The sequence below is a fragment of the Collinsella sp. AF23-2 genome (assembly GCF_003459245.1).
Classification (GTDB): Bacteria; Actinomycetota; Coriobacteriia; order Coriobacteriales; family Coriobacteriaceae; genus Collinsella.
Window position 1 is genome coordinate 25,339 of sequence record NZ_QRVG01000018.1, and the last position, 15,476, is coordinate 40,814.

The 15,476-nt window shown below is 61.1% G+C and carries 15 protein-coding genes; 4 read left to right on the plus strand and 11 right to left on the minus strand.

From position 1 onward, the window contains the following. The first annotated feature begins 62 nt into the window (after positions 1-62). The 4 genes from DWY03_RS07590 (at position 63) to gltA (ending at position 4,517) form a co-directional block, all read left to right on the plus strand. Complete coding sequence (locus tag DWY03_RS07590; RefSeq protein WP_089573682.1) at positions 63-1,049, plus strand: ribose-phosphate pyrophosphokinase; 987 nt, start codon at positions 63-65, stop codon at positions 1,047-1,049. 224 nt (positions 1,050-1,273) lie between these two features. Next, a complete protein-coding gene (pth, locus tag DWY03_RS07595; protein WP_192934494.1) occupies positions 1,274-1,903 on the plus strand; it encodes an aminoacyl-tRNA hydrolase in 630 nt (209 codons plus the stop codon). A gap of 374 nt (positions 1,904-2,277) precedes the next feature. Then, the gene (locus DWY03_RS07600; RefSeq protein ID WP_117647773.1) at positions 2,278-3,117 is read left to right on the plus strand and encodes a sulfide/dihydroorotate dehydrogenase-like FAD/NAD-binding protein; all 840 of its coding nucleotides are present in this window, start codon (positions 2,278-2,280) and stop codon (positions 3,115-3,117) included. Then, positions 3,108-4,517, plus strand: a complete 1,410-nt coding sequence (gene gltA / locus DWY03_RS07605) for an NADPH-dependent glutamate synthase (protein WP_022094914.1) — start codon at positions 3,108-3,110, stop codon at positions 4,515-4,517. Before DWY03_RS07600 ends, gltA begins: the two co-directional genes overlap by 10 nt. A gap of 459 nt (positions 4,518-4,976) precedes the next feature. Here the strand turns inward: gltA and DWY03_RS07610 are convergent, their stop codons facing one another. The 11 genes from DWY03_RS07610 to purF all read right to left on the minus strand — a co-directional run bounded on the left by DWY03_RS07610 (position 4,977) and on the right by purF (position 15,275). Then, positions 4,977-5,600, minus strand: a complete 624-nt coding sequence (locus DWY03_RS07610) for an AAA family ATPase (RefSeq protein WP_117840354.1) — start codon at positions 5,598-5,600, stop codon at positions 4,977-4,979. Between the two features lie 170 nt (positions 5,601-5,770). After that, positions 5,771-6,409 carry an amino acid ABC transporter permease gene (locus DWY03_RS07615; RefSeq protein WP_117840355.1) on the minus strand — a complete coding sequence of 213 codons (639 nt, stop codon included), beginning with the start codon at positions 6,407-6,409 and terminating at the stop codon, positions 5,771-5,773. Between the two features lie 3 nt (positions 6,410-6,412). Further along, positions 6,413-7,159: an amino acid ABC transporter permease gene (locus tag DWY03_RS07620; RefSeq protein ID WP_035136546.1), complete on the minus strand. Its 747-nt coding sequence runs from the start codon at positions 7,157-7,159 to the stop codon at positions 6,413-6,415. A gap of 25 nt (positions 7,160-7,184) precedes the next feature. After that, positions 7,185-8,060 carry a transporter substrate-binding domain-containing protein gene (locus tag DWY03_RS07625; RefSeq protein WP_082435536.1) on the minus strand — a complete coding sequence of 292 codons (876 nt, stop codon included), beginning with the start codon at positions 8,058-8,060 and terminating at the stop codon, positions 7,185-7,187. An 8-nt stretch (positions 8,061-8,068) separates the two neighbouring features. Further along, a complete protein-coding gene (locus DWY03_RS07630) occupies positions 8,069-8,800 on the minus strand; it encodes an amino acid ABC transporter ATP-binding protein (protein WP_117803476.1) in 732 nt (243 codons plus the stop codon). Between the two features lie 319 nt (positions 8,801-9,119). Beyond that, positions 9,120-9,563: a GatB/YqeY domain-containing protein gene (locus DWY03_RS07635; RefSeq protein WP_006235801.1), complete on the minus strand. Its 444-nt coding sequence runs from the start codon at positions 9,561-9,563 to the stop codon at positions 9,120-9,122. Positions 9,564-9,617: 54 nt separating this feature from the next. Then, positions 9,618-10,838, minus strand: a complete 1,221-nt coding sequence (locus tag DWY03_RS07640; RefSeq protein ID WP_117840356.1) for a peptidylprolyl isomerase — start codon at positions 10,836-10,838, stop codon at positions 9,618-9,620. 224 nt (positions 10,839-11,062) lie between these two features. After that, complete coding sequence (locus DWY03_RS07645) at positions 11,063-11,527, minus strand: PTS sugar transporter subunit IIA (RefSeq protein WP_117840357.1); 465 nt, start codon at positions 11,525-11,527, stop codon at positions 11,063-11,065. Positions 11,528-11,652: 125 nt separating this feature from the next. Continuing rightward, positions 11,653-12,354 carry a phosphoribosylglycinamide formyltransferase gene (gene purN, locus DWY03_RS07650; RefSeq protein WP_117840358.1) on the minus strand — a complete coding sequence of 234 codons (702 nt, stop codon included), beginning with the start codon at positions 12,352-12,354 and terminating at the stop codon, positions 11,653-11,655. Beyond that, positions 12,344-13,447 carry a phosphoribosylformylglycinamidine cyclo-ligase gene (purM, locus tag DWY03_RS07655; protein ID WP_117647777.1) on the minus strand — a complete coding sequence of 368 codons (1,104 nt, stop codon included), beginning with the start codon at positions 13,445-13,447 and terminating at the stop codon, positions 12,344-12,346. The genes purN and purM overlap by 11 nt, the downstream gene beginning before the upstream one ends. A gap of 157 nt (positions 13,448-13,604) precedes the next feature. After that, positions 13,605-15,275, minus strand: a complete 1,671-nt coding sequence (gene purF / locus DWY03_RS07660) for an amidophosphoribosyltransferase (protein WP_117564038.1) — start codon at positions 15,273-15,275, stop codon at positions 13,605-13,607. Positions 15,276-15,476 lie beyond the last annotated feature (201 nt).

Here is a 15,476-nt window from a genome sequence, read left to right on the forward strand (position 1 = left end):
GCCGCGCGGTTACAATGCAACAAGGCATCTATATGGCATTCGATGTATAAAGGAGAAGGGTAATGCCGATTAATGATCCCGAGAAGTCGGAGAATATGCGCAAGTCCATCCGCGTGTATTCCGGTTCCTCCAACCGTCCCCTCGCTCAGAAGATTGCTGAGTACCTTGGGGTCGAGCTTTCGGGCCTTACGCTAAAGCAGTTCGCCAATGGTGAGATTTACGCCCGCTACGACGAGACCGTCCGCGGCGCCGACGTCTTCCTGATTCAGTCCGTGGCCGGCGGCAACGTCAACGACATGCTCATGGAGCTGCTCATCGCCACCGACGCTGCCAAGCGCGCATCCGCCCGCTCCATCACCGCCGTTATCACCCACTACGGCTATGCCCGCCAGGACCGCAAGGCCGGCCCGCGCGAGCCCATCACCGCCCGCCTCGTCGCCAACCTGCTCGAGCGTGCCGGCGTCAACCGCATCATCACCCTCGACCTGCACCAGGGCCAGATCCAGGGCTTCTTCGATATCCCGGTTAACCACCTGTCCGCACTGCCGCTATTTGGCCAGTACTACAACGACATGCACTTCGACACCGACAACCTGGTTGTCGTCTCCCCCGACGTGGGTCGCGCCAAGGCCGCCAAGAAGCTGTCCGACATGCTCGGCTGCGACCTGGCCATCGCCCACAAGGGCCGTCCGCGCCACAACGCCGCCGAGGTCATGGGCATCATCGGTGACATCAAGGGCAAGACCTGCATCATCAACGACGACATGATCGACACTGCTGGCACCCTGTGCGCCAACGTCAAGGAGCTCAAGGCTATGGGCGCCGGCGACATCTACGTCTGCGCCACCCACGGCATCTTCTCCGGTCCGGCCATCGAGCGCCTGAACGATGCCCCCATCGTCGAGTGCGTCGTCACCGACGCCATCCCCGTCGAGGTCGGCGGCAAGATCAAGACTATCTCGGTCGCCGAGGAGTTCGCTCAGGCCATCTCCGCCGTTTACCACGAGGAGCCCGTCTCCACGCTCGTCGGCGGCGACTTCGCGCTGTAGTCGCATCGTCCTTGCAACCCGGCGCATCGCCGCCGGAACAGAAGAAACCCCCGCGCTCCCCCTTGCTTCGCAAAGGTCGCGCGGGGGTTTCTTCTGTTCCGGCGGCTCGCTCTGCCGCGGCCGCGCTTTTGTCTGGTGGGATTTCGCTGAAACGAAGTCTCGCCTTCGGCGGGCGTGGTAGCCTTTGTCGTTGAACGAACTACTTATGTAACGAAAGGAAGCCTATGGCAGCTGCACAGCCGCTTAAGATTCGCATGGTTGCCGGACTCGGCAACCCGGGTGAGGAATATGCCGAGACCCGCCACAACGCCGGCTTTAAGGCGATCGATGAGCTGGCCCGTCAGGCCGGCGTCACGTACTGGAAAAACCAGGCCGGCGCCGAGGTCGCGCTCATCAATATCAACGATGCCGAGGAAGAGGGCGGCAAGCGCCAGATTGTGCTGGTCAAGCCGCAGTCATACATGAACACCTCGGGCGGCCCCATCTCCAAGCTCTGCCGCGAGTACAAAATCAAGGCCGAGGAGCTGCTCGTAATCCACGACGAGCTCGATATTCCCGCCGGCGATGTGCGTGTTAAGGTGGGCGGCGGCCACGCCGGCCACAACGGCCTGCGCTCCATCATCGACAAGATGGGCAGCCGCGACTTCAGCCGCATCCGCACCGGTATCGGCAACCCTCCCGGCAAGATGGCTGTCGCCGACTACGTGCTCAAGCAGCTGCGCGCCCGCGAGGCCGAGGACTTCCAGGACACCTGCGCCCGCGCCGCAGACGCCGCCGGCCTGGCAATCGTGCACGGCGTGATCTATGCCCGCGACCACGTCAACGGCTCCGCCTCCGCCAACGGCAAGCACTAAAACCTACCATTTAGGGACAGGTTTATTTCGGCAGGTTTTATCTGCGTAAACGCCGCAGTCGGCACATCGCAATAAACACGCTGCCACCATACATGCATAACGCCCCAAAGGGGGCCGGCCTCACCGATGCGCGAGGCCGGCCCCCTTTGCCGTTTTGCCTGATAAAACCTGCCAAAATAAACCTCTCCCCCTTTGGTAGGCCGAAGTGGATAAACCCTTTTCCCGACCGCCGAAGACACACGTAAGCGACATGTCCATGAGGGTATAATTTGCACCGTATGTCTGCACAACGCCTGTGCGCGTACGGTTTTATTCGGGCTACCGTCCATTTCCGTGGAGGCACGGTTCGGCGGCCCTAACAAGAGAGGGGTTCTATGTATAAGATCCTGGAGAAGACGCAGTTCTCGGAGAAGGTGTTCAAGTTCCGCATCGAGGCGCCTGCAATCGCCAAGCATGCGCACGCTGGACAGTTCCTCATGGTTCGCGCCAACGAGACGGGCGAACGTGTCCCGTTTACCCTGGCCGGCTGGAACGGTGACGAGGGCTGGGTCGAGTTCATCTTCATGGTGATCGGCAAGACCACCGAGATGCTTTCCACCTACGAGGCCGGCGAGTCGCTGCGCGACGTCGTGGGCCCGCTGGGCGTTCCCACCGAGATGGCTGAGGGCCCCTGCGCCGTCATTGGCGGCGGCGTCGGCCTGGCAATTGCCTTCCCGGTCGCCAAGCACCTGGTCGAGACCGGCCACGAGGTGCACGCCATCATGGGCGCCCGCACCAAGGACCTCCTGCTCATGGAGGACCAGTTCCGCGAGCTCCTCGACGAGGACCACATCCACATCACCACTGACGACGGCTCCTATGGCGAGCAGGGCGTTGTCACCGCTCCGCTGGAGCGCCTGCTGCAGGACAAGGCCGTGAGCCAGGTCTTCTGCGTCGGCCCCGTTCCGATGATGAAGTTCTCGACCCTCACCGCCCAGAAGTACGACACCCCCATCACCGCGTCGCTCAACCCCATCATGGTTGACGGCACCGGTATGTGCGGCTGCTGCCGCGTCGAGGTGGGCGGCGTGACCAAGTTCGCTTGCGTCGACGGCCCCGACTTCGATGCCACCCTGGTCGACTGGGATGACCTTCGTGCCCGCCAGGCCGCTTACCGTTCCGAAGAGGGCGCGTCCCTCAAGGCCTATGAGGAAAAGAGCTGCGCATGCCACTAGTTAACGGTCGTTTCGTTGCCGATATGAAGTCGCCCCGCACCCCCGATAACGAGGAGCCGGCTGCCGAGCGCGCCTGCGACTTCCGCCCCGTCGACAAGGGCTTCACCGAGGAGATGGCGCTGGCCGAGGCCGAGCGCTGTCTCAACTGCAAGAAGCCGTTCTGTGTTGAGGGCTGCCCCGTCAACATCAACATTCCCCGCTTTATCGAGCAGATCCGCGCGAAGGACTTCGGCGGCGCTCTCGATACCATCCGCGAGGACTCCATGCTTCCCGCCATCTGCGGTCGCGTCTGCCCGCAGGAGAACCAGTGCGAGGGCAAGTGCATCCGTGGTAAGAAGTCCGAGCCCGTGGCCATCGGCCAGCTCGAGCGCTTCCTGGGTGACCGCCCCGAGCTCGCCTCCACGCCCAAGATGGCCCCCAAGAACGGCAAGAAGGTCGCCGTCGTGGGCTCTGGCCCGTCCGGCATCACCTGCGCCGGCGAGCTCGCCCGTAACGGCTTTGACGTCACCGTCTTTGAGGCCTTCTTTACCGGCGGCGGCGTGCTGGTCTACGGCATCCCCGAGTTCCGTCTGCCCAAGGCGGTCGTCAAGCGCGAGATTGACGGCCTGGAGGACATGGGCGTCAAGTTTGAGTACAACTCCGTCGTGGGCAACATGGCCACGGCCGAGGAGCTGTTCGAGCAGGGCTTCGACGCCATCTACGTGGCGACCGGCGCTGGCCTGCCCAAGTTCCTCAACGTCCCCGGCGAGAACCTGCCCAACGTCTTCTTCGCCAACGAGTACCTCACCCGCGTGAACCTGATGAAGGCCAACAAGTTCCCCGAGTACGACACCCCCACCAAGCACGGCAAGAACGTCGTCGTCTTTGGTGGCGGCAACGTGGCTATGGACGCCGTCCGTACCGCCAAGCGCCTGGGCGCCGAGCACGCCATCATCGCCTACCGTCGTACCGAGGACGAGATGCCCTGCCGTCGCGCCGAGCTGCACCATGCTAAGGCCGAGGGCGTCGAGGTTCTGCCGCTCGTCTCCCCGCTCGAGTTTGTCGCTGGCGAGGACGGCTCCGTGTGCGCCGTCAAGGTCCAGAAGATGGAGCTCGGCGAGCCCGACGAGTCCGGCCGCCGTCGCCCGGTGCCCATCGAGGGCGCCATCGAGGAGATTCCCTGCGACGTCGCGATCTCGGCTATCGGCACCAACGCCAACCCCTTCGCAAAGAAGATCGGCGGCAAGATGGAGCTCAACAAGTGGGGCTACATCGTTGCCGACGAGGAGACCGGCCAGACCACCGATCCCCGCATCTGGGCCGGCGGCGACATCGTCACCGGTGCCGCTACGGTCATTCTGGCGATGGGCGCCGGCAAGAAGGCCGCCGCTTCCATCACCAAGAGCCTGCTGGGCGAGTAATCACCTGCAGTGCTAGCCATCAAACGGCAAAGTCCCCGTCGAGCACACGCCCGGCGGGGACTTTTTTATGCCGGCCGCCCAAACCACCACGATGGGGCAGGCACCTTTGTGGTGGTTTGGGACTTGCCCGGTCGTTTTGTCTCAATCTGTAACAGCTGGAGTCCGTTGAGCCCTGCAGTTGTTACAGATTGAGATATTGTGCCGGCCGGCCACGCTGCATCTCAATCTGTAACAGTTAGAGACCAAATATGCCGCCTGGTGTTACAGATCAAGACGTTGGGCTGACGGCCGAACGGTTCATCTCAATCTGTAACAGTTAGAGCCATTTTCGCTGGCTTGGTGTTACAGATCGAGACTATGCAAAAGCCGAGGATAGGCACTGCCGCCAAGGCCTTCCCCTCAGCCTAAAACAAAAACCACCACAAAGGTGCCTGTCCCCTTTGTGGTGGTTTTGGTCGGCTAGCCTTCGAGCTGCGCCACTTTATAGCGGTAGGCTGCGGCGATGACGTCTTTACAGCCCTCGCGGCCCAACTTGGCGCGGTTGACGACGATGTCCTTGCCGCTCGTCATCTTCCACTTTCCGGCGCTGTAGCGCTTGTAGAACGCCTCGCGCGCCTTCTGCTGCTGCTTGACCAGCTTGGCGCCCTTCTTTTTGTTAAGGCCGCGCTTCTTGCGCACGATCTCGACGCGGTCCTCAAAGGGTGCGGTCACCAACACGGCAATGTGGTTGGGGTTGTTGTGAAGCAGATAATCGGACAGGCGGCCTTCGATAATGCAACTCTCGGTCTCGCCCAGGTCCAAAATCACCTGGCTCATCTTTTGGAACAACTTGTCCGAGTACGAGCGCGCGTCGTAGCGGTCGGGCAGAAACGCCATGTTCTCCACAGCCAGACGCTCGTCGTAGGCGGCCATCTTATCGAGCGACTCGCCCGCACGCAGCGACGCGCGCACCAGCAGCTCGTTGTCGTACAGAGGAATCCCCAACTCGTTGGCGAGGATGCGTCCGATCTCGTGGCCCTCGGCACCAAAGTCGCGCGCGATGGTAATGACCACAGGACTCTTCTTGTTCTCCAGATCGCTCATCGCGATTCCTTTCTAACAAATGAGAAAAGGCAATTCCTGATTCCCATTTTGTCACTTACGACCGTCCTGGTTTCCCAAGTGCGGCAGATTGCCCCGAAAGAGGAGCGCCGCGTACTAAATGTACGCAAGCGACGATTGAGGGGCAAGGTGCCGTGCTTGGGGAAGCAGGACTATGCGGCCACGATGCGGCGTTGATATGCCCTCACCAACAACGAGATACCAAAGTTGAGCATAAAGTACATCGCAAACACCAGGCCGTAGAGCATAAGTACCTGCGACAGATCAATCGCGTGGGCCATCACGACGTTTGCCGTGTACATGAGCTCGGCCACGTTAATGCCCGAAAGATACGAGCTGTCCTTAATGACGGTCGTGCATTGGCTAAACAGCGCCGGAATGATCGTCTTAAACGTCTGCGGCAGAATGATGTAGCGCATGGTGGCAAAAAAGCCGAAGCCTTGGCTCTGCGCTGCCTCAAACTGGCCGCGCGGAATCGAGTTGAGGCCGCCGCGCACAATCTCGGCCATAACAGCGCTGGTAAACAGCGTAAAGGCGATGGTCGAAATCACAATGTCCAAGCCCTGCACCGTAAAGTAGATAAACAGGATCCACAGCAGGTTCGGCGTGCAACGGAACAGCTCGATATAGGCACTCACCAAAATACGGAACGGGCGGGGCGCATAGCTTTTAACAAGCGCCAGCACCGTGCCAAAGATGAGCGAGAAAAAGATCGACAGCGCCGAGATCTCGATCGTCTTAACAAAGCCGCCCCAAATGTAGAGCAGGTTGGTCGCGTTGAAGATTTCCATGCGCTAGGCCTCCTCTACGTTGTCGAGCCCCAGCTCGGCGAGGCTCACGCCGCGCGGACGCTCCTTGGAGCGGCGCTCGAGCCACTGCACCAGCATGGCGAGCGGAAAGCAGATGATGAAGTACATAAGGCAGCAGACGATGTATCCCTGCAGGTAACCGTACAGACTCACAAAGTTGTCGGAACGGTACATAAGGTCGCCGCCGGCCACAAGCGCCAGCACCGACGTGTTCTTGACTAGGTTGAGTGCCTGGTTGCACAGCGGCGGCAGAATGATCTTGAATGTCTGGGGCAGCACGATGTACCAGTACGCCTGCGCACGGGTGAAGCCCTGGCTCTGCGCCGCCTCCATCTGACCGCGCGGAACCGCCTCGATACCGGTGCGGATGACCTCCGAGATGTAGGCCGCGTGATACAGGCCCACGCCCAAGAAGCCCAGCACGAACGGCGCGATGCGCACCGGCTGGTCGGCACCGGTTATGGCCTGCAAAAACTGCGGACCAGCCATGTACATAAAGAGCACCTGCACGGGCAACGGGGTGTTCTGGTAAAACTCCACGTATACGCGGCTTATGGCGCGCAGCACGCGCGAACGGGTGGTAGAGAACACACCCAGCAGCGTGCCCAGCACCAGCGACAGCAGCAGACCGGCAACGACCACCTGTAGCGTCACGCCAAAGCCCTCCCAGAAGGGCCCCATGTTTTGAAATGTCGTCGACCAACGGTCGGCGTCAAATAATCCTTCGAGCATTTGATTCCTTCCTTGGACGATGCGCCTATACAAGACCCCAGGTCTTGACCTCTTGGTCGAGCCAGCCGTCGGCCAGACGATCGCAAATCACCTGATCGACCACGGCCGAAAGGTCGCAGCCCTTCTTGGTCGCCACGCCGTAGCCCTGCTCGCCAAACTTGACCTCGGGCTGCAACAGCTCAACGGTCTCGTTCATGTAACCGGCCAGCGTGGAGCGGTCCATGGCAAAGACGTCGATATTGCCGGCGTCGAGCGAGCTCTTGATGATGGGGTAGCCGCTAAAGGCCCTAAACTCGGGCTTGCAGCTAAAGCCGTTGTCCTTGATCATCTGCTCGATCAGGCCCTGCGTGGTGGCACCCTGGCTCACGCCGATGACCTTGCCGTCCAGGTCCTCAATCGAGGTAAAGCCCGAACGCTTCTTGACCATGAGTCCCACGTAGTCGGTGCGGTACGGCGTCGAGAAATCCCAGCTCTTCTTGCGCTCGTCGGTGATGGTGTAGGTCGCTGCGACCACGTCGAGTTGGCCGTTATCGATCAGCGGGCCGCGTGTCTTGGGCGTTACGTCGGTAAACTCGACAAGCTCCTGGGCACGGGCTTCCTTGTAGCTCACGCCAAAGACAGCGGCGGCGATCTGGTAGCACAAATCGACTTCCATGCCCTCAAAGCGGCCTTTGGCGGTGTCGTAATAGCCGTAGCCGGGAACATCTTTCTTGACGCCGGCATTCAGATGGCCGCGCGACTTGATGGCCGCAAGCTTGGATCCCTTGTCGGAACCCTCGCCGCTGGTGGAGTTGCCGCAACCGGTGAGCGCGGTCCCCGTCAGCGCGAGCATGCCGGCGCCCGCCAGCTGCAAAAAGTGACGGCGCGACACGGCCGCCCTCGTCATATCCGTCATGTCCATCACCGCGCCTAGTGCAGAATCTTGGACAGGAACTCGCGGCAGCGCGGGTTCTCGGGGTTATCGAAGAAGTGCTCGGGCGTGCCCTCCTCCAGGATGCGGCCGTCCTCCATAAAGATGACGCGGTCGGCCACCTGGCGCGCAAAGCCCATCTCGTGCGTCACGCAGATCATGGTGATGTCCTCCTGCGCGAGCTCAATCATAACGTCCAGAACCTCCTGGACCATCTCGGGGTCGAGCGCCGAGGTCGGCTCGTCAAACAGGATGATGGGCTGCTTGGTGCACAGGGCACGGGCGATGGCGATGCGCTGCTGCTGACCGCCCGAGAGGTTCTGCGGATACTCGCCGGCCTTATGCGCCATGCCGACGCGCTTGAGCGCGGCGACGGCGATCTCGGTCGCCTCCTCCTTGCTCTTCTTTTGCAGCTTGATGGGCGCGAGCGTCAGATTGCCCAGCACCGTCATGTTGGGATACAGGTTGAACTGCTGAAACACCATGGAGCTATATTTGCGAGCCATTTCCAGGTGATTCTTCTTAGTGAGCGGCGTACCGTCGATGATGACCTCGCCCGACGTGGGCTCCTCAAGATAATCGACACAGCGGATGAGCGTCGACTTACCCGAGCCGGAAGGCCCGATCATTACGAGCTTCTCGCCGCGCTTGACGGTGAGGTTGATATCTTTGAGCACATGCAGGTCGCCAAAGTACTTGTTGAGATGCTTGATCTCGATCATGTCTGCCATGAATGTCCCTTCCCTGCGTTTACACGAGTTGAACTATTGTACGGAAAGAACCACGTTTCCGCAGCCCACACTACATTCCCGTAAAGAACCCGCAATCTTCCACCCACTCATTGGGCACTCATTTAAGTCTGTCCCCAGTGAGCGCCCAACCGCCCTTGTTGAGCATAAGTCAGCGAAAACCCGTACACGCGAGCAAGGTGACGTGAAATGAAAGGGCGCAGACCTTATGGTCGCGCCCTTGAAATTGAACGTCAGATTGCCGCGTGTACGGGTTTGCAGCGTCGAGCCGTTACGCGGTTTGGTAAAACCGCGTAACAAATTACGCGAGTTTGGCTCCGACGATCTTTGCCGCGGCCGGCTTATCGAAGTTGCCGCCAGTGGCCTTGCCGAGTGCACCCATAACCTGGCCCATCTGCTTCTTGGACGTGGCGCCCAGCTCGGCGATGACCTGCTCGATCAGAGCCTCGAGCTCCTCGCCCGAAACCTGCGCGGGCAGCAGGCTCTCCAGAATCTTGACCTGCTCGGTCAGGTTGTCGGTACGCTCCTGGTCGGTGCCGGCCTTGATGGACATCTCCAGTGTCTCGCTCGTCTGCTTGATCAGACGCTTGATCATGCTGTTGACGTCTTCCTCGGTCACATCGCGGCGCTCATTGACCTCGATATTCTTCACCTCGGCCTTAACCTGGCGAATGATGGACAGGCGAACCTTGTCCTTGGCCTTCATGGCCGCGATCATTTCCTTCTGCAGCTCTTCGTTGGTCATCTGCAAATCCTCTCTAATAGCGTGGGCGGCACTCGCGCGAGCACCGCCCCATGATTACTCAGTCGTCGACGAATCGTCGGTCGAACTCTTGGTGATGCCCTTCAGACTCACGTTATAGGGTACGTCCTTGGGCATGGGGTTGACGGTAATGTCGGCGTCCTTCTTGTACTGCTCCAGCCACTCACTGTACGCGGTACTGGCCGCCTGCGTCTTCACCACGTTGGAGACGTACTTCTTGATGGCCTTGGGCACCTGGTTGATGTCATCAACCTGATTATCGACATGGAAGTAGTCGGTGCACTTGATGATGTGGTAGCCATAGGTCGACTCGATGACTTCGCTCACGTCGCCCTTGTTGAGCCCCTCGAGCGCCGTCTGGTAGCTGTCGACAAAGGTGGTGAGCTTATCCCAGCCCACATCGCCCTTCTTCTCCTTGGAACCGGTGTCCTCGGAGTACTGCTCAACGGCGTCCTCAAAGCTCAGCTCACCGGAGTTGATCTTGTCCAGGCACTCCTGCGCCTTGGCCTTGGCGGCAGCCTTGTCCTCGTCGGAAGCGTCGGAATCAACCTTGATCAGGATGTTCGACGAGCGACGGGCGTCGTTGTAGCTGGACAGGTTTTCGTTGATGTAATCGACAATCTCGCTGTCCTTGGGTTTGCTCGTGGGCGCGGCGGCATCCTTGAGTTTCTGCTGCGCCAGACTCTCCTTGAGCGAATCCTTGTAGGTATCCTCGGTATAGCCGTAGGTCTTGAGGGTCTTCTTAAAGGCCTTGGCACCGCCCGCGCTCTTGCACGCGTCCTTCCAAGCCTTCTCGACCTCCTCGTCCGACACCGTCACGCCGTTCTCCTTCTGTGCCTGTTGAAGCAGAATCTGCTGCGTGTAGGAGTCGATGAGTTGCTTGCGATACTTCTTGGGCGTGAGGTCGTTGTCGACCAGATACTGCGCCCAGTCCTTGTCCTTGGTGTAGCCGTAGGACGTGCGCATGCTCATGATCTGCTTGGTCACGGTGTCCTCGGTGAGGTTGGTGCCGTTGATAGTAGCAGCAACACCGCCGGTCAGCTTGTAGCCCGAGGTGTCCTCGGCCTGCGACATAAGGCCGGAGCACGCCATCGCCGAGACGGAAAGCAGCATCGCCAGCACGCCGATGACCACCAGAACGATCTTGACGGTCTTGGACACGCGGGTCTTGCGCTGCTTCTTGCGAGAGTTGGAGGCGGCGCGAGCCTGCTGCTCGGGCGTCGGCTCGAGTGCGGGGTTCTTTTTCTTATTTGCCATAGTTGGCCTTTCGCATAACGAATCGAACAAACGCCATTGTGTCACAACGCAGCCCCCGCGGCACGCTTGGTGCATTGGGGACAGGTTAATCTGCACCATTTTGGTGCAAAGGGGACAGCTCTGGCAGCCGGCAGTTAGGGACGTTCCTTTTCTGCCGGCAGTTAGGGACAGTCCCCAAGTGCCGGCACATAAGGAACGTCCCTAGGTGCCGGCTTAGCCCCACCTTAGAAGTGGCGGCGGATGGCGTCGACCATGCCCTGCGGCGTGGTCTGGCCGAGCACGTCGGCTGCGGCATCGCCGTCCATAAAGATGTTCATGAGCGCCTGCAGAGCCTCGACCTGGCCGCCCGGCTCGGCGATGCCCAGATTGATGACGATCTGCGCCGGCACCGGAGCGCCCATGCCAGCCATAGCGTTAAATGTCACGGGCGCGGAGGGCTTCACCACCGCGATATAGGGCTTGGCCACAAACCCCGGATCGGTATGCGGAATGGCAATGTTTGCCGCCGGCATGGCAAGACCCGTGGGATAGGCATCCTCGCGCGTGCGAACGGCGTCGAGCCAACCGTCGGCAATGTAGCCGCGCGGAGCAAGCTCACTCTCGAGTTGCGCAAACACCTCACCCGGCGTCGCACACTCCCAATCAAAAAACACCAGCTCAGGCGTAAACAGCGCTTCGTTATCCGCCATGCGCTCACCTCTCTCACCTAGTCATTCAGGAACGTCCCCGATGACTACCCAAAACAAAAGGTGGCCACGCGCGCCTTGGCGCCAATGACCACCCTGACCACTCAACTAAATTGTACTGTGCGCCGCTAGACGCGGGGCGCATCAATTGCGACCTTGCCGCTCTCCAGCACGTGGACGCGGCCGTCGGCGAGCATTTGCACGACCTCGGGATACAGCACGTGCTCAATCGCGTGGATGTGCTCCTCGAGCGCGTCGACATCCCAGCCCTCCTCGACAGCCAGCGCACGCTGGGCGATGATGGGACCGTTGTCGTAGACCTCGTTGGCAAAATGCACGGTCACGCCAGTTACCTTGACGCCGCGCGCAAAGGCATCGTCAATCGCATGCGCACCGGTAAAGCTCGGCAGCAGCGCCGGATGCAAGTTGACCACGCGGTTGGGAAACGCCGCCAGCAGCGGTGTGTGCACCATGCGCATATAGCCGGCCATCACCACGTACTCGCAGCCGCGCTCGAGCAGCTCGTGCGCGATGATCTCGTCGGCGGCAATAGGGTCGGCATAGACATCCTTGGACAGCGTGAGCGTCTGGATGCCCGCGCGCTCAGCGCGCTGCAAACCCTTAGCCGAAGGACGGCTCGACACCACAAGCTCAATCGAGGCGTTGAGCTTACCGGCGGCGATCAGATCGATCAGCGCCTGCAGGTTGGTACCCGAACCGCTGATGAGCACACCGATCTTGAGCGGCTCGACCGTATCGGTGCCGGTCGGACGGGTGTAGGGCACAAAGCCCAGGCCCTCACTAGCAGCCATCTGCTCGTTAGCGCTCATCGGAGTACACGACCTTACCGGAACCCTCGACGCACTCGCCCACGCGGAACGGCTTCTCGCCCAGCGCGACCAGGGCTTCGGTAACCGCGGCCTCGTCCTCGGGGGCGACGATCAGGCACAGGCCGACGCCCATGTTGAAGGTCTTGCATGCCTCGTTGGGCGCGAGCTCGGCCTGACGCGACACGTAGGTGATGACGGGCGGAACGTCCCAACCCATCTCGGCGCCGTTGCGGGTGACCACGGCGTCGACGTCGTCGGCGAGTGCACGGTTGAGGTTCTCGGTAATACCGCCGCCAGTGATGTGGGCGATGGCATGCACCGGAGCGCCGCCGCGGAGCAGCTCCAGGATCGGCTTGACGTAGATGCGCGTGGGGGCCAACAGAGCGTCTGCCAGCGATGCACCGCCGAGCTCTTCGAGCGGACGGCTCAGCTCCTCGGCCTTAGCGACGGCCTCGGGCGTGCCCGGCTTAACGCCGTCGACGCCAATGACCTTACGCACGAGCGAGTAGCCGTTGGAGTGCACGCCGGTGGAAGGCAGGCCCAGGATCACATCGCCCGGGCGGACGTTTGCGGGGTCGAGCATCTTGGGACGGTCGACGACGCCCACGGTAAATCCGGCAAGGTCGTAGTCGGCAGGAGCCATGACGCCCGGGTGCTCGGCCATCTCACCGCCCACGAGCGCGCAGCCCGCGAGCTTGCAGCCGTCGGCCACACCCTTGATAATCTTTGCCATGTGCTCGGCCTCGATGTGACCGATGGCAACGTAGTCCAGGAAGAACAGCGGCTCGGCGCCCGAAGCCAGAATATCGTTGACGCACATAGCGACCAGGTCCTGGCCAACCGTCTCGTGACGGTCCATGATCTGGGCGAGCACGAGCTTGGTGCCCACGCCGTCGGTACCGCTAATCAGGATCGGGTCTTCCATATCCTTGAGCGCGGCGGCCGAGAACAGGCCGCCAAAGCCGCCGATGCCACCGATAACCTCGGAACGGTTAGTGTCCTTGACCATCTGCTTAATCGCGTCGACGGCGCGGCCGCCCTCGGCGGTGTCGACGCCAGCGTCCTCGTACGTCACATGCTTGCTGTCGCTCATCTGAGCCTTCCTCTCCCACTACCGTGGCGCCGCACGGGCGCCAAACGGTGCTCATAGTTGCGTTCATTTCGGCGCGCGCCATAACAGCACGCGCCGTCATATCAACAAAACAGCAGGTAAAACCTACCAAAATAAACCTGTCCCCATATGGCAGGTTTTATGCCTCGCCGTGCTCCTCTTCCCAGCTGCGGTCGTCGTATTTCTCGATCACGGCGTCGTCGTCAAAGTGCAGCGGCTTGTCCAGGTTGCGGGGCTTAAAGCCCTCCATAAACTTGTCGCGGCCAAAGCTCTCGGGAATCGCCACGGGGTAGCGGCCGGTAAAGCACGCATCGCAGTAACCGCCCTTGGGCATGACCTTAAGCAGGCCCTCGACCGAAAGGAAGGCCAGCGAATCGGCGCCGATATACTCGCAAATCTCGTCGACCGTCTTGTTGGCGCTGATAAGCTGCGACTGCACGTCGGTATCGATACCGTAGAAGCACGGCCAGATGACCTCGGGCGAGTTGATGCGGATATGAATCTCCTTGGCGCCGGCGTTGCGCAGCATCTTGACGAGCTGCACCATGGTGGTGCCGCGCACGATGGAGTCGTCGATGACGACCAGGCGCTTGCCCTCGATGTTGTCGCGCAGCGGGTTGAGTTTCATACGCACGCCCATGGCGCGCAACTCCTGCGTAGGCTCAATAAACGTACGGCCCACGTAGCGGTTCTTGATAAGGCCCTCGCCAAAGGGAATACCGCTCTCGTGCGAATACCCCTCCGCAGGCGGCAGGCCGGAGTCGGGCACGCCGATGACCAGGTCGGCCTCGACAGGCTCCTCATGTGCCAGCTGACGACCCATGTCGTAACGGCAGGCATAGACGCTCTTGCCGTTCATGATGGAGTCGGGGCGGGCAAAGTAGACCTGCTCAAAGATGCAGTTGGCGGGCTCTTCGGCTGCAGGCACGCCCTGCTCGGATACCAGGCCCTCGGCGCTGATGCGCAAGATCTCGCCGGGACGGACGTCACGGACGTACTCGGCACCCACGATGTCGAGTGCGCAGGTCTCGGAAGCAACGACCCAGCCGCCGGCGCGCGTGACACGGACGGCGGAGTCGACCGTCGCGGCGCCGTCCTGCGACGGCAGCTGCGAAACGGCTGCGGCATCGGCCTGGTCCAGGCCCTCGTCCACCAGCTTGCCCAGCACGAGCGGGCGAATGCCGTGTGGATCGCGAAATGCGTAGAGCGCCTGCTCGTTGATGAGCGTCATGGCGTAGCCGCCGCGCACGAGCTCCATGGTCTTGCGAATACCCTCGCGCAGGTGGCCCGTACGCTGGGTAAAGTAGCCGATAAGCTTGGTCGCGACCTCGGAATCCGAATTGGAGAGGAACGGCACGCCCAGCTCGATCAGCTGACGGCGCAGCTCGTCGGTGTTGACGAGGGTGCCGTTGTGCGCGAGCGCGATAATGACGCTGTTGATGGTAGAGAGGTGCGGCTGAGAGGCTTCCCAGCTCTTGGCGCCGGCAGTGCCGTAGCGCACATGACCCACGGCCAGCTGGCCGGAGAGCGTCGACAGGTCGGCGTTGGAGAACACGCGGTCGAGCAGGCCCAGATCTTTGCGGACCATAACCGTGCCGCCGTCACCCACGGCGATTCCAGCCGATTCCTGGCCACGGTGCTGCAGCGCACGCAGGCCAAAGTACGTCAGTCGAGCCACGTCGCGATCGGGCGCCCATACGCCGAAAATGCCACATTCCTCATGCAGCTGGTCGGAGTCCGGATCATACGTCGACATGGTGTTCACCTGTCCCGCGGCACGCTCGGCCGCGCGGATGGTTTCTTGAGACATGGTATCCCCTCAGAGCCTCGTATTTTTGGCGTTACCCGCCTTATTATACGCACGGCGCGACGTGCTCCCCAGCGCATGAGCAGCGCTTTTTAAAAGCCCACCGAGCTAATAATCAGTTTTGTTGCCAAACATTTTATCGGTCTGTCCAGTGCAAGCGCCCGCCCATTACAGTCTGAAATAGGCCATCGATAAATTTCGATG

Excerpts from the sequence above, each read along its gene's own strand:
- DWY03_RS07590 (WP_089573682.1), top strand. The coding sequence starts at position 63 with ATGCCGATTAATGATCCCGAGAAGTCGGAGAATATGCGCAAGTCCATC.
- pth (WP_192934494.1), top strand. The coding sequence starts at position 1,274 with ATGGCAGCTGCACAGCCGCTTAAGATTCGCATGGTTGCCGGACTCGGC.
- DWY03_RS07600 (WP_117647773.1), top strand. The coding sequence starts at position 2,278 with ATGTATAAGATCCTGGAGAAGACGCAGTTCTCGGAGAAGGTGTTCAAG.
- gltA (WP_022094914.1), top strand. The coding sequence starts at position 3,108 with ATGCCACTAGTTAACGGTCGTTTCGTTGCCGATATGAAGTCGCCCCGC.
- DWY03_RS07610 (WP_117840354.1), bottom strand. The coding sequence starts at position 5,600 with ATGAGCGATCTGGAGAACAAGAAGAGTCCTGTGGTCATTACCATCGCG.
- DWY03_RS07615 (WP_117840355.1), bottom strand. The coding sequence starts at position 6,409 with ATGGAAATCTTCAACGCGACCAACCTGCTCTACATTTGGGGCGGCTTT.
- DWY03_RS07620 (WP_035136546.1), bottom strand. The coding sequence starts at position 7,159 with ATGCTCGAAGGATTATTTGACGCCGACCGTTGGTCGACGACATTTCAA.
- DWY03_RS07625 (WP_082435536.1), bottom strand. The coding sequence starts at position 8,060 with ATGGACATGACGGATATGACGAGGGCGGCCGTGTCGCGCCGTCACTTT.
- DWY03_RS07630 (WP_117803476.1), bottom strand. The coding sequence starts at position 8,800 with ATGGCAGACATGATCGAGATCAAGCATCTCAACAAGTACTTTGGCGAC.
- DWY03_RS07635 (WP_006235801.1), bottom strand. The coding sequence starts at position 9,563 with ATGACCAACGAAGAGCTGCAGAAGGAAATGATCGCGGCCATGAAGGCC.
- DWY03_RS07640 (WP_117840356.1), bottom strand. The coding sequence starts at position 10,838 with ATGGCAAATAAGAAAAAGAACCCCGCACTCGAGCCGACGCCCGAGCAG.
- DWY03_RS07645 (WP_117840357.1), bottom strand. The coding sequence starts at position 11,527 with ATGGCGGATAACGAAGCGCTGTTTACGCCTGAGCTGGTGTTTTTTGAT.
- purN (WP_117840358.1), bottom strand. The coding sequence starts at position 12,354 with ATGAGCGCTAACGAGCAGATGGCTGCTAGTGAGGGCCTGGGCTTTGTG.
- purM (WP_117647777.1), bottom strand. The coding sequence starts at position 13,447 with ATGAGCGACAGCAAGCATGTGACGTACGAGGACGCTGGCGTCGACACC.
- purF (WP_117564038.1), bottom strand. The coding sequence starts at position 15,275 with ATGTCTCAAGAAACCATCCGCGCGGCCGAGCGTGCCGCGGGACAGGTG.